Annotated in this window: 10 protein-coding genes and 2 pseudogenes; 5 read left to right on the forward strand and 7 right to left on the reverse strand. The window is 69.7% G+C overall.

Annotated elements, in window-relative coordinates; all coding sequences use genetic code 11:
• Positions 1-235: 235 nt before the first annotated feature.
• The 4 genes and pseudogenes from PV796_RS34065 to PV796_RS34080 all read left to right on the forward strand — a co-directional run.
• Complete coding sequence (locus PV796_RS34065; RefSeq protein ID WP_274917587.1) at positions 236-1321, forward strand: S-(hydroxymethyl)mycothiol dehydrogenase; 1086 nt, start codon at positions 236-238, stop codon at positions 1319-1321.
• Positions 1318-3780, forward strand: coding sequence for a GcvT family protein (locus tag PV796_RS34070; protein ID WP_274917588.1), 2463 nt, complete (start codon positions 1318-1320; stop codon positions 3778-3780). Before PV796_RS34065 ends, PV796_RS34070 begins: the two co-directional genes overlap by 4 nt.
• A gap of 101 nt (positions 3781-3881) precedes the next feature.
• Positions 3882-5036: an aromatic ring-hydroxylating oxygenase subunit alpha gene (locus PV796_RS34075; RefSeq protein ID WP_274917589.1), complete on the forward strand. Its 1155-nt coding sequence runs from the start codon at positions 3882-3884 to the stop codon at positions 5034-5036.
• Between the two features lie 152 nt (positions 5037-5188).
• Positions 5189-5740 (forward strand): annotated as a pseudogene (locus PV796_RS34080) (APC family permease); the annotation flags it as partial.
• Between the two features lie 264 nt (positions 5741-6004).
• Here the strand turns inward: PV796_RS34080 and PV796_RS34085 are convergent.
• From PV796_RS34085 to PV796_RS34105, 5 genes are all read right to left on the reverse strand, one after another.
• On the reverse strand, positions 6005-6148 hold the full coding sequence (locus tag PV796_RS34085; protein WP_274917590.1) for a hypothetical protein: 144 nt from the start codon (positions 6146-6148) through the stop codon (positions 6005-6007).
• A 40-nt stretch (positions 6149-6188) separates the two neighbouring features.
• Positions 6189-6794 (reverse strand): hypothetical protein, encoded by a 606-nt coding sequence (locus tag PV796_RS34090; RefSeq protein WP_274917591.1) that lies wholly within the window; start codon positions 6792-6794, stop codon positions 6189-6191.
• Positions 6791-8071 carry a DUF7224 domain-containing protein gene (locus tag PV796_RS34095; RefSeq protein ID WP_274917592.1) on the reverse strand — a complete coding sequence of 427 codons (1281 nt, stop codon included), beginning with the start codon at positions 8069-8071 and terminating at the stop codon, positions 6791-6793. Before PV796_RS34095 ends, PV796_RS34090 begins: the two co-directional genes overlap by 4 nt.
• A gap of 3 nt (positions 8072-8074) precedes the next feature.
• The gene (locus PV796_RS34100; RefSeq protein ID WP_274917593.1) at positions 8075-8818 is read right to left on the reverse strand and encodes an ABC transporter ATP-binding protein; all 744 of its coding nucleotides are present in this window, start codon (positions 8816-8818) and stop codon (positions 8075-8077) included.
• 74 nt (positions 8819-8892) lie between these two features.
• Entirely contained in the window at positions 8893-9297 is a 405-nt protein-coding gene (locus tag PV796_RS34105; RefSeq protein WP_274917594.1) for a hypothetical protein, read from the reverse strand.
• A gap of 620 nt (positions 9298-9917) precedes the next feature.
• On the opposite strand from PV796_RS34105, the gene PV796_RS34110 reads away from it, so the two are divergent.
• A complete protein-coding gene (locus tag PV796_RS34110; protein ID WP_274917595.1) occupies positions 9918-10316 on the forward strand; it encodes a hypothetical protein in 399 nt (132 codons plus the stop codon).
• 181 nt (positions 10317-10497) lie between these two features.
• Here PV796_RS34110 and PV796_RS34115 read toward each other — a convergent pair.
• Both PV796_RS34115 and PV796_RS34120 read right to left on the reverse strand, forming a co-directional pair.
• Positions 10498-10629: pseudogene (locus PV796_RS34115) on the reverse strand (ISAzo13-like element transposase-related protein); the annotation flags it as partial.
• Positions 10630-11043: 414 nt separating this feature from the next.
• A complete protein-coding gene (locus tag PV796_RS34120) occupies positions 11044-18429 on the reverse strand; it encodes a LamG-like jellyroll fold domain-containing protein (protein ID WP_274917596.1) in 7386 nt (2461 codons plus the stop codon).
• Positions 18430-18897: the final 468 nt, after the last annotated feature.

Below are 18897 nucleotides of genomic sequence, written 5' to 3' on the forward strand. Positions count from 1 at the left end.
GGCGGGGTGCCCGTTGACCGTCGGATGAGGCAACTGGGCTGCGGGGCCGGGTCGTTGATCCGGCCCCGCGGCCGTGTGCGCGGGGCGCGCGCCGGCGCTCCGCTGTGTGTCCGTATGCGTAACCATCCCTTTACAAACCGCCAGCGCGCACCTCTTGACGCTACCGATATGCCGTTCCCAAGATGTCTCCCATCGCGCAACTAGTCGTGCAGTGCGCAACACTGAGGGGTAGGGCATGCCACACGAAGTCCATGCCGTCGTCGCGGCGAAAAAGGGCGCACCCGTCGGTCCGCAGACGATTCTGGTGCCGGATCCGGGCCCCGGAGAAGTGCTCGTCGACGTCCAGGCCAGCGGGGTCTGCCACACCGATCTGCACTACCGCGACGGTGCCATCAACGACGATTTCCCCTTTCTGCTCGGCCATGAGGCGGCCGGCATCGTCGAGGCCGTCGGCGACGGCGTCACCGACCTCGCGCCCGGCGACTACGTGGTGCTCGCCTGGCGGGCGCCGTGCGGCCAGTGCCGGTCCTGCCGGCGCGGCCGCCCCTGGTACTGCTTCGACTCCCGCAACGCCACCCAGCAGATGACGCTGTTGGACGGCACCCCGCTCAGCCCCGCCCTCGGCATCGGCGCGTTCGCCGAGAAGACGCTGGTCGCCGCCGGACAGGCGATCAAGGTGGACCCCTCGGCCCGCCCCGAGGCGGCCGGGCTGATCGGCTGCGGGGTGATGGCCGGTTACGGCGCCGCCGTCCACACCGGGGCGGTCGGCAGCGGCGACACGGTCGCCGTGATCGGCTGCGGCGGCGTCGGCAACGCCGCCATCGCCGGCGCCTCGGTCGCCGGCGCCCGCCGGGTCATCGCCGTCGACATCGACGAGCGCAAACTCGACGGCGCCACCCGCTTCGGCGCCACCCACACCGTCAACTCCCGCCGCACCGACCCCGTCGAGGCGGTCCGCGAGCTGACCGGCGGCCACGGCGCGGACGTGGTCATCGACGCGGTCGGCCGCCCCGAGACCTACCGCCAGGGCTTCTACATGCGCGACCTGGCCGGCACCCTCGTCCAAGTCGGCGTCCCCGCACCGGACATGACCATCGACCTGCCGCTGATCGACCTGTTCTCCCGCGGCGGCGCGCTGAAGTCCTCCTGGTACGGCGACTGCCTGCCCAGCCGGGACTTCCCGGTCCTGATCGACCGCTACCTCAGCGGACGGCTCGACCTCGGCGGCTTCGTCACCGAGACCATCGGCCTGGACGGGGTGGAGGCCGCGTTCGACAAGATGCGGGACGGCCAGGTGCTGCGTTCGGTGGTGGTCCTGTGACCACCCCGCTGCGCGACCGCACCCGCGCCCGCGTCGTCATCATCGGCGCCGGCATCGTCGGCTGCTCGCTCGCCGACGAACTCACCGCCCGCGGCTGGCGGGAGGTCACCGTCCTCGACCAGGGGCCGCTGCCCGCCCCCGGCGGCTCCACCTCGCACGCCCCCGGCCTGGTCTTCCAGACCGGCCCGTCGAAGACCATGACCGAGTTCGCCGCGTACACCGTCCGGAAGCTCGGCTCCCTCGACGTCGACGGCCTGCCCTGCTTCCACCCCGTCGGCGGCCTGGAGATCGCCACCACCGAGGCCCGCTGGGCCGACCTCCACCGCAAGGCCGGCCTCGCCGCCTCCTGGGGCGTCCGTGGCGAACTCCTCGACGCCCAGCAGTGCAAGAAGCTGTGGCCGCTGCTCGACGAGGGCAAGGTCCTCGGCGGCCTGCACACCCCCGACGACGGCCTGGCCCGCGCGCTGCCCGCCTGCCGCGCCCAGATGGCCCGGGCCGAGGGCCGCGGCGCCCGCTTCCTCGGGCGGCACACCGTCACCGGCATCGAGCGGGCGGCCGGCGTCGTCACCGGCGTCGTCACCGACCACGGCGTCTTCCCCGCCGACCACGTGGTCTCCGCCGCCGGCTTCTGGGGACCGGTGATCGGCTCGCTCGCCGGCGTGGACGTGCCGCTGCTGCCGCTGGCCCACCAGTACGCCACCACCGCCCCACTGCCGGAACTCGCCGGCCTCAACGACCCCCGCGAGGAGGCGAGTCGGCCGATCCTCCGCCACCAGGACCGCGACCTCTACTTCCGCGAACACGTCGACCGGATCGGCATCGGCTCCTACGCCCACCGCCCCCTGCCCGTCGACCCGTTCACCGTCCCCGCCTACGACGACGCCCCGGTGATGCCCTCCTCGCTGCCCTTCACCGCCGAGGACTTCGCGCCCAGTTGGCGCGACAGCGTCGGGCTGCTGCCGGCCCTCGGCGGCTCGCGGGTCGCCGACGGTTTCAACGGGGTCTTCTCCTTCACCCCCGACGGGATGCCGGTCCTCGGCGAGTCCCGCACCCTGCGCGGCTTCTGGCTCGCCGAGGCGGTCTGGGTCACCCACTCCGCCGGCGTCGCCAAGGCCGTCGCCGAGTGGATGAGCGACGGCCGCCCCGCCACCGACGTCCACGAGTGCGACCTCACCCGCTTCGAGGACGCCCAGCGCTCACCCGCCTACATAGCGGAGCGCGGCGCCCAGAGCTTCGTCGAGGTCTATGACGTCATCCACCCCCTCCAGCCCCTGGAGCAGCCCCGCCCGCTGCGCACCAGCCCCTTCTACCCGCGCCAACAGGAGCTCGGGGCCGCCTTCTTGGAGGCCGGCGGCTGGGAACGCCCCCACTGGTACGAGGCCAACGCACCGCTCGCCGAGGGGCTCGACCTCCCCGAACGGGACGCCTGGTCCGCCCGCTACTGGTCGCCGATCGCCGCCGCCGAGGCCGCCGTCACCCGCGAGCGGGTCGCCCTCTACGACATGACGCCGCTGCGCCGCCTGGAGGTCACCGGACCCGGAGCGCTGGACTTCCTCCAGCGCATGACCACCAACCAACTGGCCAAGAAACCCGGCGCGGTGACCTACACCCTCCTCCTCGACGAGACCGGCGGCATCCGCTCGGACCTCACCGTGGCCCGGCTCGCCCCCGACCACTTCCAGCTCGGCGCCAACAGCCCCGCCGACCTCGACTGGCTGCTCCGGCACGCCCCCGAAAACGTCCACGTCCGCGACATCACCCCCGGCACCTGCTGCATCGGCGTCTGGGGCCCGCTCGCCCGCGCCCTCGTCCAGCCGCTGACCCGCGACGACTTCTCGCACGATGCCTTCGGTTACTTCAGGGCCAAGCGGACCCACATCGGCCACGTCCCGGTGACCGCGCTGCGCCTGAGCTACGTCGGCGAGCTCGGCTGGGAGCTCTACACCACCGCCGACCTCGGGCTCCGCCTCTGGGACACGCTCTGGGCCGCCGGCCAGGAGCACGGCGTGATCGCCGCCGGCCGCAGCGCCTTCAACAGCCTCCGCCTGGAGAAGGGTTACCGCGCCTGGGGCCACGACATGACCACCGAGCACGACCCCTACGAGGCCGGCCTCGGCTTCGCCGTCCGCCCCGCCAAGGGCGACTTCCTCGGCCGGGCCGCCCTGGCGGGCCGCAGCGAGGAGACGGCCACCCGCAAGCTCACCTGCCTCACCCTCGACGACCCCGCCGCCAACGTCCTCGGCAAGGAGCCCGTCCTCCGCGACGGCGTCCCGGTCGGCTATGTCACCTCCGCCGCCTACGGCTACACCCTCGGCCGGTGCATCGCCTACGCCTGGCTGCCGGCGACCGCCGCGGTGCCCGGCACCGCCGTCCACCTCGACTACTTCGGGCAGCGGTTCGCCGCGACCGTCGCCCAAGAGCCGCTCTTCGACCCGAAGATGACCCGCATCCGCCGCTAGAGCCACGCCCTCGCTGTGCCCCGCGCCCCGCACCGCTCGTCCCATCCCGCCACTCCGCCACTCCGCCGCTCCGTCGCCCCGGTCGCCCGAGGAGAGCAGCCATGACGACCTCGCCCGCCGAAACCCGCCCCACGGCCCCCGCCGCGGCCAGCCTGATCGCCACCCTCCCCGGCCGCGCCTACACCGACCCGGACCACTTCCGCCGCGAACAGGAGCTGATCTTCGAGCGGTTGTGGTTCTGCGCCGTCCGCAGCGCCGACCTCGCCCGGCCCGGCGCCTTCCGCACCGTCCGGGTCGGCCGGGAGAGCGTGCTGATCACCCGCAACCGCGCCGGCGCGCTCCGCGCCTTCCTCAACATCTGCCGGCACCGCGGCGCCCAACTGTGCACCGAGGAGTCCGGCCAGGTCCGCCGTAACCTCCAATGCCCGTACCACGCCTGGACCTACGACCTGGACGGCCGTCTGGTGGCCGCCCCCAACCTCCAGAAGATGCCGGACCTCGACCGCACCGAACGCGGGCTGGTCACCGTCCCGGTGCGGGAGTGGCTCGGCTACGCCTGGGTGTGCCTGGCCGACGAACCGCCGTCCTTCGAGGACACCGTGATCGGCGCGGCCGTCGAGCGGCTGGGCGAGATCGCGGCCCTGGACCGCTACCGCACCGAGAGCCTGGCCCTGGGCCGCCGCATCAGCTATGACGTGCGGGCCAACTGGAAGCTGATCGTCGAGAACTTCATGGAGTGCTACCACTGCGCCACCATCCACCCCGAACTCACCGAGGTGCTCCCGGAGTTCGCGGACGGCCTGGCCGCCCAGTACTACGTCGGGCACGGCGCCGAGTTCGCCGAGGAGGCCCGGGGCTTCACCGTGGACGGCAGCGCCGGCTTCGGCCGGCTGCCCGGCATCGACGACAGCCAGGACCGGCGCTACTACGCGGTGACCGTCCGCCCGCAGGTCTTCCTCAACCTCATCCCCGACCACGTCATCCTGCACCGGATGTTCCCGCTCGCCGCCGACCGCACCCTGGTCGAGTGCGACTGGCTGTACCTGCCCGAGGTCGTGGAATCCGGCGCCGACACCGCCAAGTCCGTCGAGCTGTTCCACCGCGTCAACACCCAGGACTTCGACGCCTGCGAACGCACCCAGCCGGCCATGGACTCCCGCGCCTACCGCGACGGTGGCGTGCTGGTGCCCAGCGAGCACCACATCGGGGCCTTCCACGCCTGGGTCACCGCGCAGTTGGCGGGCGGACGTCCCTGAGCGCGTCGAGGGCCGTCAGCCTCGCACCCCCCGCCCCAGCCGTGCACCTGGGCACCGTCTGGACCAACGACTACCATCCCTAGGTCCCGTCCGACGGGCCAGGGTCGGCAAGGCCCTGGCTCGCACCGGCGGCGTACTGAGGAGGACGGCCCTTGACTCCAACTCACGGCACGGACCCGGCACCCGAGGACGACACCGGCCTGGCCGCATTCGGCTACCGCCCCGAACTCAAGCGCACCCTCGGCAACTTCCACACCTTCGCCGCCGGTATCAGCTACATCTCCATCCTCACCGGCACCTTCCAGTTCTTCTACTTCGGATTCGGTCACGGCGGACCGGCCTACTGGTGGTCCTGGCCGATGGTCTTCGCCTGCCAGTTGATGGTCGCGCTCTCCTTCGCCGAACTGGCCGCCCGCCACCCCGTCGCCGGCTCCGTCTACAACTGGGCCAAGAAGCTGGGCAATCCGCACGTCGGCTGGCTCGCCGGCTGGATGATGCTGGTCGCCTCCATCGTCTCGCTGGCCGCGGTCGCCCTCTCCTACCAACTGACGCTCCCGCAGATATCCCGCGCCTTCCAGTTCGTCGGCGACGGCACCGGCCCCTACGACACCGCGACCAATGCGGTGGTCCTGGCCACCGTGCTGATCCTCTTCACCACGCTGGTCAACGCCTTCGGGGTGAAACTGATGGCCCGGATCAACACCACGCTGCAGGTCAGAGCGGTGCCCATCACCTGACCTGCGGCGCAGCGTGCGGGTTCAGGTAGTTCGCTGCGTCTTCGCGCAGTACATCGCAGAGGATTGCATGATCGTTTTCCCATTGGTTTCCCAGTTTCCCGCCTGATCGAGCGGGGGCGGGCCACGCGAGCGAGGCCGTCACGGGGGCCGGCGACCAGCAACGGCCTCCGGCTACTCGACCTCACCGCTGGGCTACGTGAACACCGCCCGTGGTGGGCGGTTGGCCCACCGCTATCCGGGGCGTCGGTGGGTGGGCCACAACCAGCGGTGCGCCAGCACGGCGATGAATCCGCCCAGGAGGTTGAGCGCCACCCGGACCACCGCCGCGTACCAAGGCACCGGTTCGTCGAAGTCGCTCAGCAGCAGGAGCAGCACGGGCCGGGCTTCGGGCTCGTGTGGAGGTGTTGTGTTGTGTCTAGCTGGTCTGTGCGAGGGGGTTGAGGAGTGGTCGGTTGCGCCATAGGACGAGTGCGCATCCTGCCGCGAAGAGGAAGGCGGCTTCGCTGATGCCGAGGAGGGATGTCGCGTCCTGAATGGGCCATGCCCACGGTTGGGCGGAGCCGCCGGGTCGCCGGCCGGCGGCCGCGCAGGCCAGTGGCAAGGCGGCGACGCTGATCATGGCGATGCCTGGGCCGAGCAGGGTGCGCACGATGAGGGCGCAGCCGAGGAATCCGGCACAGTTGCGCGCCAGCGAGACCGCTTCGGGGCGGTCCCAGATGAGATGGACCGTGGTCGCCAGCACGATGGTGAGGGTGGCGAAGGCAAGGCACAGGGCGAGGTTGCGGCGTCCCGCGTGGCGCAGGGCGACCTCTTCGGCGAAGGCGTCGCCGCGGTCGATGCCGTGCAAGAGCAGGGCGACGGGCAGTATTCCCAGGATCTGGGTGACCAACAGTTGCCCGGAGGGGCCGACGACGGCCGGGACGGGGATGGCTTCCTGTCGCACCAAGATCGCCACGACGTAGGCGGTCAGAGTGGCCGCCGCTACCGCGGGAGCGCTTTTCGTCTTGAGCCACCAGATCACCGTGCGGCCTCCTGGGTCTGGGGCGAAGGGATCGGAGCTGGGTGGGTTGTGCAGTCGTTCAGGGCCCGGTTGTTGTGCTTGAACCACGCCAGTTGTTGGTCCAGTGGTGCTTTACGTACTCGGGTGGCGACCGCGCTGTCCTGGGGCCCGAAGCGTCCGGCGACCTCCTGGGCGTCGGCGCCGGCGGTCAACGACAGCCATGCCGCCGTCGGTGCGTAGGCGTCGCCACCGGGGAATTGTTGGGATTCAGCACAGGCCGGTGGGTTGGAGGTCAACAACGCCCCGGCGACTGCCGTACGCACCTGCGACGGTGTGGCGTTGACCCACGCGCCCATGAAAACGGCTCCGCGTCGGGGGCTGTTGCTGTCCATGGTCAGTTCGGTGGGGACGGTGAGGCCGGTCTGCTGCAGGCGGTGCAGGGCGTCCGCGGCGTTCTCGCGGACCATGGTGGTGTCGCTGACCTCGGGCCACAGGCAGATCCGCGGTTGTTCTCCGGCACAGCGCAGTTGCTCGGCGGAGCGTGCGTTGACAGGGTCAGCGGGCAGTCCGTAGGCCAGCCATCCGCTGCTGATCAACCCAACTGCCGCTGCTGAACTGGCGAGGATGATCCGTGCGCGTCGCGTCCGGGCGGTCAGTGCTGCCACGCCGGCGGCGATCACACCGAGGGCCAGAACGAGGGCACTTGAGGCGGCTTGCCAGCTGGGTGTCTGGTCCAGGGTGCAGCAGGCGGTCATGCCGCCAGTGACCATGTGCCGCAGCCACAAAGGCTCCAGTGCTGCCGGGTACGCGGTAAGCACGAAGCTCAGCAGGAGGGCCAGCGGCGCGCCGATGACCAGGGGCAGCCGCTTGCCGAGGAGGAAGCCCGCGAAGGAGTGGGCGGCCAGGACGATCAGCCAGACTGCGACCATGCCGACGGGTGGCATCCCGCCTGAAGGGTGGCCTTCGGAGATGGTCAGGGCCGAGGCGACGGCCATGCCGATGGCGCCCAGGGCGAAGACCGGCAGGAGCAGTGGTAGGGCTACGCCGAGCCCGGAGCGGGTGGGTGCCCAGTGCGTCACTGCACCGCGTGTGCAACGGGCGCCTTCCCAGGCGCCGGCGGTGGCGCATGCCGGGGCGACGAAGTGCAGCGCGAAGGTGGCCGATCCCAGGGCGCTGGGCCAGTAGCCCGAAGTCACGTTGGCGGTGAGGTCCTTCGACAGCAGTACCGCGATGAACGCTGCTAGGAGGGGCGCCAGCCATGTGGCGGAGGAGGAGCGGAGGATGGTTCGCCACAGCACGGTTCACACCTCCTTGGCGATGAGCCGTGTGTAGGCGGCTTCCGCGCGCCGTCCTTCGGGGGTGCCGGGGTCGGCCAGTGCGAGGAAGCCGTCGGTGTCGCCCTGGAACCGGACCTGCCCCTGATCGAGGATGACGACGTGCTCGTACAGGGCGTCGAGGTCTTCGGTCTGGTGGGTGGAGATGACGACGTGGATGTCGCAGAGAAGCTGTGTGACGAGATCCCGGAAGATCTGGCGCTGTGAGGGGTCCAGTCCCGCAGTGGGTTCGTCGAGCAGCACGATTTCGCTGCTGTGGGCGAGAGTTCCGGCGATGCCCATCCGCCGAAGCTGTCCGCCGGAGAGCTGGTGGCTCTTCCGTCCTGCCAGGCTGCCGAGCTTCACACGCTCAAGCGCGCCTTTGGAGGCGTCCCAAGCGTCGGTTCGGGGCATGCCCTTCAACCAGGCGATGTACGCGACGTTTTCGCGCACGGTGAGGCCGGGCATCGGCTTGACGTTCTGCGGGAGCCATCCAACCGCCTTGCGGTAGCTGGCTCGTGTCTTCGCGCGGGAGGGGTTGATGCCGCGCCAGGTGACCGAACCTCGGGTTGGGGATATCCAAGAGGCGGCGATGCCCATGAGGGTGGATTTCCCTGCACCGTTGGGTCCAAGAAGGACGGTTGCTCGGTGGTCGACGGTGAGGTTGAGCCGGTTGAGGACAGGCACCTTCCGACCGTATTGGAAGGAGCATTGGGTGAATTGCAGAGACATGCCATCCTTGCTTCTACGGGCCGCATGAAAATGGCCGGGAGCAGAGTTCACTCCCGGCCGACTTCATTGTTGCATTACCAAGTCATGGTGACGGGCTTGGCGTCGATGTGGAAGGTCCCAGGCCCCGCAGTGCCATTGATCTTGTCGAGCCGGAAGTAGTAGTCGCCCGATGCAAGTCGCCCCCAATACTGCGTTGCGCTGCACACGTCGCCCTTCGATCCCTTGTTTTCGTCAGGGCCGAAGACATCCTTCCACACAGAAACGGCCGCGCTCGTTCGCGTTCCCGGAGAGCTTGCCGCCTTGCAGTTGTTGAACCGGACGGATGTGCTCACGGCGTCGTTGTTGCCATCGTGCCACCTGCTGGACTCGGCCCCCGTGGCCCAGTACGAGATGTAAGACGTCTTGCTTCCCTCGGCGTGCGCCGGGATGGCCCCGAACGCGACGGTGGCCATCGCTGCGGCCATGACGACGCTGGACATACGCGAAGCTCGCATGAATCCCCCTTGGTTGTTCGTGCCCCACTGCGCCGCTGCAGGCGCTGACAGTGCCGACTGGGCGTTAATCGATCATCTGGTCGACCGTGCCGTGACGCAACGACGTTTCGAACCTTTGAGTCAATCTGGAGTGTTATGCCCCTGTGACCAGCCTTCGCTCCTCCCTGGAAGGGAGGGGGTGAAGCGCCACGAACCCCTCAATTTCCGGCTACATCCGCACGTCGAGATGGCTGGAAATAATGCATGGATCGGCGAGATGTCGGCTGTGCGGTGTAGGGGGTCGACACAAAACCGCACCTTTCATCTCGCTAAGCGGCTACTCGGCAAGACCGATGAGTTGTTTCCAGTCATCTAGGCCGAAGCGGTCACACCGCCTTCACGAAGCCTTCACGCGGCAGTGATGCGGCGGATCCTTCTCTCTCCGGCCGGGCAGGCTGCGATAGCGCCGCAAATATTCAGCCATCGAAAAGAAAACGGCCTTGCTGAACGCGAAGGCGTGTGGTTAATTTCCGGACCGCGATCACAGTAATCGCAGTCGGAGAAAAACTCGTTCTCGACAACTTCGATCAGCTCATGGCCACACAACGCGGGGGAAGTGGGAAAACATGCGTACAACCCGTCGAGCAGCAGGAATAGTCGCGGCATCCATAGCTCTTGGCTTCATAGGGGTTGTCCCGGCTCACGCTGAGGGCAGCAGAACCACCTACATATCCGGCTGGCACATCAACAACGAATCGCAACGCTGGACCGACAACAACAAGGACGCCACCAGCACCTCAGTGGCATTCAGCGGCTGCTCCACCGACAGCGGCAACGGCTTCAACGACGCCGGCCTGACACTGTGGAAGGACGTCTTCGGCCCCGACGAGAACCACAGCTCACGATCCAACCGCTGCAACACCTCCAGCTGGGGCCGCCAGAGCGCGGGTAGCTACTACTTCTCCCTCAACAGCCTCACCTACGGCGGCACCCTCCACGTCAAGTCCGTCACCATCCGGTACTGAAGGGCCTGGGGCCGTAGCACCCTTCCCGGGGCTCGACCGCATACCTGGGTTACGCAAGCCCGGCACCGAACACTCTGACGTGACCAGGTGCCAGCCGCTTGAGGTCCGCAGAAAGACCCCCTCCCCTGTATGGGGAGGGGGTCCGCTGGACTGCACCTCCGCAGGTTGTGATGTGGTGGGCATCCCGGTCCGGATGCTGCTTGCCCTCCACGGTCTTGGCGCCTGCCTGCAGACTGAAACCTTCCTCCCGCAGCAGATCCCCGACCGTGTCCGCACTCACCTTGTGCCCCTGACCGGCGAACTCGGCCGCGAGAGCGCCTCGGAACGGGCGGCCGCTTGCCCCTCGACATCCCGCCAAGCGGACGTCCTATGCGTCTCGACCGGCGCAGTAAGCGGGCGACGAAGCTGACTGCCCGTCTACTCCTCCTCTCCCTCCACCTCGCCATTGAGGGTGAGCGCGGTGGCCGTCACATAGACGGAGAAGTCGGAGAACTCGACGGCTGTCCTGATGAACCCGGCCACCACCGCCCGCTGGAGGCTTTCGCCCCCGCTGGCCCTGTCCAGCGCACTGTCCTAGCCGGCGCTGGCGAAAGCCAGTAGGTGAATTGGTAGGTCTCGTCGTCCGAGATGCCCGGAGGCCGGGCAGCAGCAGCCCGGCCTCCGGGCATGAGAGGACGTGCGCCGACGTCCCTCAGCGGGCCGTCGGTCCCTCAGCCCTCGACGCCCGTCAGTCCTCCACCCCGTAGTACTGCGCCATGAACTGGACCACGTCGTCCGCGTGCGGGCTCAGCTCCGGCAGGTGGGTGGCCAGGGCCGAGCGCACCGCGGCGGAGAGTTCGGGCAGGCCCGTGGCCGCGGCCTTGACGTAGGGGTCGAGGCGGCGAACCAGCTCGTAATTGCTCTCGACGTCGAGCTGCCGCATCGCTCGCTCCAGCGGGGCCGCGTCGGCGGGCGGGACGGGAGGCAGGACCCGGCTGACGAAGGTGACGCGGTGCATCACGCGCCAGCACGGCGGCTTGCGGTCCGACTGGCGGGCCTGGCGCAGGGCGGTCGCGTTGGGGTCGGTGGCGTTCTCCAGCCACTTCGGGTCGACGACCTTGTGGAAGAAGGTGTCGAAGTGCTCGCTGTCCTCACCGAGGTAGAAGCTCAGGAACCGGTAGGCGTCCACCTTGCCCGGCGCGTTGACCGGGTTGCCCTCCGCGTCGAAGACCGGTTTGCGGTGGGCGTCGTACTGCTGGAGATTGCCGGACGGTTCGCACTTCACGCTCAGCCCGAAGGAGCGGGTGGCCTCCTTGCCGCGAGCCCGCGTGACGGTCATCCCGCCGCCGACGGACGCATCCAACTGGGCGTTGACGCCCACGCCCATGACCTCGAAGGCGGTGCCGACTGACGCGCCGACCGACCCGGAGAACGCGTACGAACCGGACGTCGTCTCGCTGACGGCGTCGGTGGTCTCGGTGGTCTCGGCGAAGAAGCCGCCGTCGGCCGTCCAGACGTAGGTGTTGGCGATGTCGCGGCGGGAGAAGCCGTCCCCGGTCCGGTTGCCCGACGTGTCCCGGGCCTTGCCCGGCGAGGCGTCACCGCCGAGCGCGCCGCCCAGGACCCGGCCGGCGCGCTCGGCGGTCGGGTCAGCGGTGTGGGTCTCGGTGGAGACGGTCTCGTAGTAGCTGCGCAGCCGCTGCCGGTCGCGCTGGATGCGGCGTTTGATGGCGTACGCCTCGCGCGGCTTGTGGTAGCTGTACTCGCCGTGGTCGCGGGCGTGGGCGTAATCGGGGTCCTGGACCTGGCCGCGTTCGTCGTAGCCGATGGTGCCGTCGAGGGTGCCCTGCTTGGTGTAGCGGGGGTTGAGGGGGAAGGGGATGACGTTCCAGTCCTTGGGGATGTCGAGGTTGGGCTGGATGCGGTAGGCGACGAGGGCGCCGTTGTGGGCGAGCCGCAGGGCGAAGAGGTCGGCGGTCTGTGACTGCACGAGGGCGAAGCCCATGTTGGCGGGCACATAGCGACGGCCGACGGACGGGTTGAGGAGGTGGCGCGGGTCCTCCCAGCTGCCGGCGAGTTCGACCTTGGTGGCGCGGGTGGTGTTCTCGCCCTGGGAGACGGCGGTGTCCTCGGCCCAGCTGTTGGAGAATTCCAGGCTGCCGCGTGCGCCCACCGCAATCTTGGCCTTGGCCATGGACTTGGCGACGCCGAAGCCGAGCGGCGCGGTGATCATCCACATGTCGACATCGACCTCGTTGGACAGCGCGAAGCCGAAGGCGGCGTCCACGCTGCGCTCCCTGGCCGACGAGAGGGAGTGGACCACCTCTTCGGCCTGGGTGAGTTCGACCGCGGCGACGCCGTCGTAGGTCGAGCGCTCGGGGTCCATGGTGTTGGGGGTGAGGTTCTCGGACGGGACCGGCGGGGCGCCTTCCACGTAGCCGGTCAGCTGCGGATCGAACTGCACCTGGCTGATCCACTCGCTGACGAGGTCGCCGACCTTGTAGCCGGTGACCAGGTGCCATCGGCCATCGCGCAGATACCCGTACGCGCGCTTGAGCACGCCGAACGCGTCGCCCTTGGCGGTGTACTGCATGTCCGCGTACTCGGTGACGGCGGGGGAGCCGTCGATCGTCTCGTGGAACGGCGTGCGCATCGCGGCGAGCGCGGAGCGCACCTGGGCGGTGTCGCTGGAGACGGGGGCCGTGGAGAGCACGGCCGTGGGACGGCGTGGGGCGTCCGGCAGGGTCAGGTGGTTGCCGCGCAGGCCCTCGTCGCGGATGAGATCGGCGGTCTCGTCGGTGGAGGCGCGGTCGAAGCTCCAGTAGGCGAGCAGGTCCTGCTTCTCGCCCTTGAGGCGGGTGAAGAGGTTGTCGAGGAGCTGTTCCTGGGTGCGGGCGGTGCGCCAGAGGCGTACGTCCTCCAGGACGCCCTGGAAGGGCTGGACCGGCTGGTCGTCCTTGAGCATCGCGCCCAGACAGAGCGCCTCGTCGCCGTAGTCGCCGTAGTCCCCAGCGGATTCCGATGTGGGCTCCAGTGGGTCGCAGGCCACCGATGTTCCGTTGCGGTAGAGCCGGAAGAGGCTGCCGCGCGGATCGGGGTTGCGGGTCCAGCGGGCGCCGCGCAGCCGAGCCGGGTGCGAACCGGTCGTGTCGGCGGCGGTGTTGCCCGCGTTCTCCTCGAACGTCCAGTGCGCGGTGATGCCGTGGTCGCGCGCCGTGACGGGAGAGCCGAGCCGGGCCGCGTCGCGGGCCGTGCCCCAGACCCGGACCTCGGCGACGACACCCGTGAACGCGTACGTCTCCATGCCCTCGTGGGCCCGGCCGATGTCCAGGGTGCCGCTGTTGCCCTTGGCGCCGGGACCCTCGTAGCGGGCGGTGCCGGCTTCGCGGCCGTCCACGAAGAAGCGGATGTCCTGCCACTCCCGGGACTCGACGGACTCCACCAACTCCACCTGCTGCGTGACGGGCTTGCCGTCGGGGCCGACCGCGGTGACCTCCTTGGTGCCCCTGTGCTCCTGCATCGAGCGGCCGCTCTTGCGGACCACGGCGATGCGGTGGAAGGCGCCCGTGGTCAGGGCCTCGGTGGAGGTGAAGCGGACCAGTTTGCCGTCCGGCTCCTCGAAGCCGAACTCCAGCCGCCCGTCGGGGAGGACGAGCAGCCGGTACGGCATGCTGCCGCCCGCGCCGTCGGCGGCACGGCCCTTGGACAGTAGGCCCTGGGCGGTGCCGAGGGCGTCCACGCGGCAGAAGACCTCGACGGTGAGGTCGTCGACGATGTCGAGCGCGTCGTTGTCGGGGACCTCCAGGCAGGCCCCGCCGGTGAGTTCGACGGCCCACGACTGCTCGTAGGCGACGGCGAGGTGGCTCCACTCACGCAGCGGGAAGGCGGCGCGGCTGGCGACGAGACGGTCGCCGACACCGGCGACGATGCGGTAGCCGCTCTCCTCCTGGGTGAGCTCGGTGGGGGCGGGCACGGTGCCGAAGCCCTGGCGGAACGCGGCATCACGGCCCTTGGCGGAACGGTCGGCGACGCCCGGTTTCCCGGCGACGGTCGGGGCGGGAGCGACGTAGGGCCAGTACCCCGCGAGCCCTGTCTCGTCGCCGGTGAGCCGCTTGCGCATCCGGTCGCGGACCTCGGCCGCGGTGCGCGCGGTGCCCCACAGCCGGACCTCGTCCATGTCGACGCGCGCGTAGTCGGGGACCCAGCCCGAGTAGCTACTGCCGAAGCTGAACGGGCCCTCGCCCTGGTAGTGGCCGCCCGCGACCCGCCGGGCGATCTCGGTGCCGTCCCGGTAGATCACCTGCTCACGGGTGGCCGTCCTGTAGACGCAGGCCCAGTGGTGCCACTCGGCGTCGGTGTACTTCTCCTCGGTGTCGAGGTCGTCACCGTAGAACGCGAAGGTGAAGACGCCGTCCGCGCGGAAACCGATGTGCAGGGAGCGACGGGTCTCGCCGGTGCTGTCGGTGCCGTGGCCGACGATGATCTGCGGTTTCCCCTGCGGGGGCGTGGGGCGCCGGGCCCAGAACTCCACCGTGAAGTCGGCGTCGGCCAGGTCGATTCTGCCCGTGGTGATGCCGATCATGCCCTTGCCGTCGAAGGACAGCGCGGCGGCGGGCGGCGTGGGCGGGGCGAGCAGCCCCAGGGTGAAGGGGCTGTCACCGGTGTTGGCGTGGACGACGCGGGCCACCTCACGTACCCGCTCGGGGTTGACCCACGCCTCGATGGTCAGGTCGCCGTTGCTGGTGGTGTGGTCGAGCCCGGTCCGGGTGCTTGCGATGTTCTGCCGCCCGTCGAAGGCGTACGCGCGGCCGGGCCTGTCGGCGCGCCAGCGCCCGCCGTACCCGGGCACGAGGTCGGCGGGCGCACCGAGCGGTACCTCGGTAGCCGCACCGGCGTCGGCGAAGACGAGCCGGGAGCCGGCCGAGAGCGGGACGCCGGGACGGTTGCTCTCCGCCTGTGTGTAGTCGTAGTTCTGGCCCGGGGCGCCGTTGACGATGGCGGCGAAGTCGGCGGCGCGGCGCGGGAGCCGGCGCCAGATCTCGCTCTCGTCACCGTGCTCGACGGTCAGCTCGCACCGTCCCGGATCGCCGACGTCCATGATGCGGATGGTGACGTCGCCGAGGTCGGTGCCGGCGTCCCGTGCGGTGAAGGTGAGCGCCGTGCCGTCCCCGGCGGCGAACCCGCGGGAGGAACGCGTGATCTGGGTGTCGTGGTACGCGGCGAAGAACTGCCCGTTGGCACCCCGGAAATAGAGCACGACGTTGCCGGTGGCGCTGTCGAGCAGGTATGGGCGGTCGGCGCCGCGGGCGAACTCCAGCAGGGCGCCGCAGCAGCTGAGTCCGGTGCGGTCGAGGGAGAGCCGGGGCACAGACAGGGCGATGTCATCGGCGCCCTTGAGGCCGCCGGTGAGGCGGGCGAGTTCCTCGCGCTTGGCGGTCAATTCGGCTTGGAGAGCGGCGAGTTCGCGCTGGAGGCGAGAGATGTTCTCGGAGCCTGCCTCGGCCTCGGGCAGACGTGCCCCTATGGCTTCGACGCGTTCTTTGAGATCACGTGCATGGGAGTCGGCGTCGACGCGGAACGTGGTCCGCTCCAGGGCGATGAGGCCTTCGCCGGAGCGGGTGACGGTGTCGCAGTCGTACTGCACGCCCCGTTCGGTACTGATGTGATCGATGGCGCTGATGGCCCGTCCGCTGTCGCGGTTGACGATGACGACGTGGCCGTCGCCCTGTTCACGCACGGTGAACCGAGTGAGTCTGGTGTGCCTGTTGTCGCGGGGTTCCAGCGCCAGTGGTGCGCCGTTGTCCCGGCTTCCTCCCTCGGCCTGTGCGTCAAGGCCCTTCGTGCTGCGCAGCTGGTAGCAACGATGGCCGTCCTGGTAATCGTCCACCGGGTTGAAGGCCCACACGGCATACCGCGCGTCCTTGTCAGCGGTACGGACCACCGGAGCGCCCCAGTAGCCGTCGTCCCGTACCGCGAGGTACTGCTCCTTGTCCTGGTAGGTGAGCTTGAACCGCAGGCGGTAGAGCCACGCGGTGAGGTCGCCTTCCAACTCGGCGCGCAGCGCCTCGCCTTCCTCGCGCAGCCGTACCGGATCCGCGGTCTGCCGCTTGAGCCGTGCGAGCTCGGTCTCCTTGACCGCTGCCTGTTGGTCCAGGTGCCGTACCTGGGCGTCCAGCGCACTGATCGCCTCAACGTCTCCGCTGGCCTCCGGCGCGCTCAGCACGGGCAGGGACAGCTCGTCGGGGATCTGGGCCAGTCGGCCGTCGCGGCCGACACCGAAGTCGACGGTGGCGAGGTACGCCTCGTCGGTGGCGGCGCCGGTCTTCGGGTCGGGGCCCGAGGTCGCGTACGAAACGAGCACGCGGGCCTGGCGCTTGACCGGCTTGGGCGTCTGCTCGTAGCCGACTGCGGTGTCCTCCTGCTGGTGGTAGAGGACGGCGGACAGGCCGGAGACCGGACTGCGGCCGGCGACGGTGAAGCTGTCGCGACGCACGCCCGGGTGGTCGCCGAGGGGCGCCTCGGAGGTCACCCACCGCGGCCCGCCGTGCAGTTCGCCGTGCCGGCCGTGGTCGGTCTGGTCGTGCAGGCGGGTGCCGGAGCCCTCGTCGAAACGGTAGTAGGCGGTCAGGCCGGGGTCGTTGCCGATGAGCCGGATGCCCTTGTCCCGTGTGAGTTCGCCGGCGGTGCGGGCGCGGTCCCACACGCGTACCTCGTCGAGTTCGGCGCGGACGCTGCCGTGCCACAGGGCCTTGCCCAGCACCAGCGGACCGGTACCGGTGTAGTCGCCGTCCGCGACGCGACTGCCGATCTCCTCGCCGTCGCGGTAGACGGTCTGGCGGCGGCCGGCACGCTGATAGACGCAGGCCCAGTGGTGCCAGTCGGTGTCGTCGGCGCGGGCTTCGGTGGTGAGGTCGTCGGCGTAGAAGGCGAACGTGAAGCGGCCGTCGTCACGGAAGCCGATGTGCAGGGAGGCACGGTCGGCGCCCTTCTCGTCGCCATGGCCGACGAGGAATTCCTCACGGCCGTCGGTGGCGGTGCGCCGGGCCCAGAACTCGACGGTGAAGTCACCCGCGAACGACGGGGCGTCGGCCACTCGTACCCGCGCGTCGTCCTCGCCGAAGCGCAGGGCCGTCTCCGCGTAGCCCGCTGTGCTGACCACAGGTACCAGGGGCTGTCCGGTGAACGGGCAGGTGCCCGGCGCGGGTTCGTAGACGGCGTCGCGGTGGGCGGGGTCGGGACTGGTCCACGCCTGGGTGCCCTGGAGGTTGAACAGGCCGTCGCCGCTCTGCTCGATGTTGAACGAGTCGATGCGGCCGGAGGCGTCGTTGTGGGCGAAGAGCTGCCAGCGCTGTCGGCCGTGTACCGCGGTGGGCACGAGCAGCGCGGTGAAACGCCCGCCGGAGAGGTTGCGGACGAACGACAGCTCCTGCGTGGGCTCGTGGAAGGGACGGCCTTCCATGTCCGCCGTGCCAAGGCTGTCCTTGGCCGAATCCGGCCGGGTCTTGTGCCGGCTGCGGCGGTAACGGGCCTCCAGGACGGGTTTGAGCTCACCGTCGACCAACAGGAAGCGGTCGCACAGCAGCGTGTCCGCGACCAGGGGCACTTTCGCCCCGTCCCGGTCCTTCACGTAGTCGGTGCGCTCCGGGTCGCCGGACGACCCCCCGTCGGTCACCTTGTGGACGGCGTCGGGGTGGTCGCCCGCGACCGACTGACGCAGCACGACGATATGGGTGCCGTCGGACAGCGCGTGGAAGGGGGCGAGCGCGGTGAGCCGTGCGGTGGTGGACAGGAATGGGTCCCGCTCGTCGTCGTCCAGCCGTTCGCCCGGCGCGGCCTCGACCCGGCCGCCGCGCTTGACGGCCGGTAAGGCGGTGGCGCCCACGGCCGCGAAGCCCACATTGGATATCTCGGTGGGGAAGCGGAGCGGCAGCGGGTTCTCCGACCAGTACGCGGCGTCGAGTTCCCCCTTGCCGTCGTCATGGCGGGTGAGGTCGAGCACCGAGTACACCAGCCGCCGCTGGTCGTCCATGGCCAGTGCCACCGTCGTGCCTTGATGGCGCACCGTGGTGGTGTGCACATAGGAACGGTCGCTGTAGACCTTCAGCAGCTGCTGCTCACTGGACAAGCTGGACAAATAACTCTCCTGGAGATCGCCGCACTGGACGCGGCATGTGCAGGGAACTGGGAAAACCCCCATGACCTGCGCCGTTCCCCGCCCACCGACGCAGCCGTCACACATTTCCCCGACCGGGTAAGTCCGTCAAGGACGGGACCCGCGCGCTCTGTCCAAAATTCATCACCGGGCCGCTGTGGCGAACTCCCAGGCTCTGCCCCGCCGGACGACCCCCTCAAGCTGAACACAAAGACTTGACAGGGAACTACCAGGTGCCGCGCAGGTGCACTTGGCGGGCGGTGACCGTAGGTGCACTCAGCGGCGAAGACCCTGGAATGGTCCCTGGTAGCTCTCGAAAGCGGGCCGGCCATAACCCCCATGGTTAAGACTTCAGACAAGAGCCACCCGGGAAACCGGGCGGCTCTCGTGCGTTCCAGATCCGGACCGGAATCAGCTTGGTGAGCATGAGCGCCAGATGGGGCCCGTGAG

Source organism: Streptomyces sp. WZ-12, assembly GCF_028898845.1.
In the GTDB taxonomy this organism is placed as follows: domain Bacteria; phylum Actinomycetota; class Actinomycetes; order Streptomycetales; family Streptomycetaceae; genus Streptomyces.

What these genes read in the sequence shown, in the direction of transcription:
- PV796_RS34100 (WP_274917593.1), bottom strand. Translation starts at nt 8,818, where the DNA reads ATGTCTCTGCAATTCACCCAATGCTCCTTCCAATACGGTCGGAAGGTG.
- PV796_RS34105 (WP_274917594.1), bottom strand. Translation starts at nt 9,297, where the DNA reads ATGTCCAGCGTCGTCATGGCCGCAGCGATGGCCACCGTCGCGTTCGGG.
- PV796_RS34065 (WP_274917587.1), top strand. Translation starts at nt 236, where the DNA reads ATGCCACACGAAGTCCATGCCGTCGTCGCGGCGAAAAAGGGCGCACCC.
- PV796_RS34110 (WP_274917595.1), top strand. Translation starts at nt 9,918, where the DNA reads ATGCGTACAACCCGTCGAGCAGCAGGAATAGTCGCGGCATCCATAGCT.
- PV796_RS34075 (WP_274917589.1), top strand. Translation starts at nt 3,882, where the DNA reads ATGACGACCTCGCCCGCCGAAACCCGCCCCACGGCCCCCGCCGCGGCC.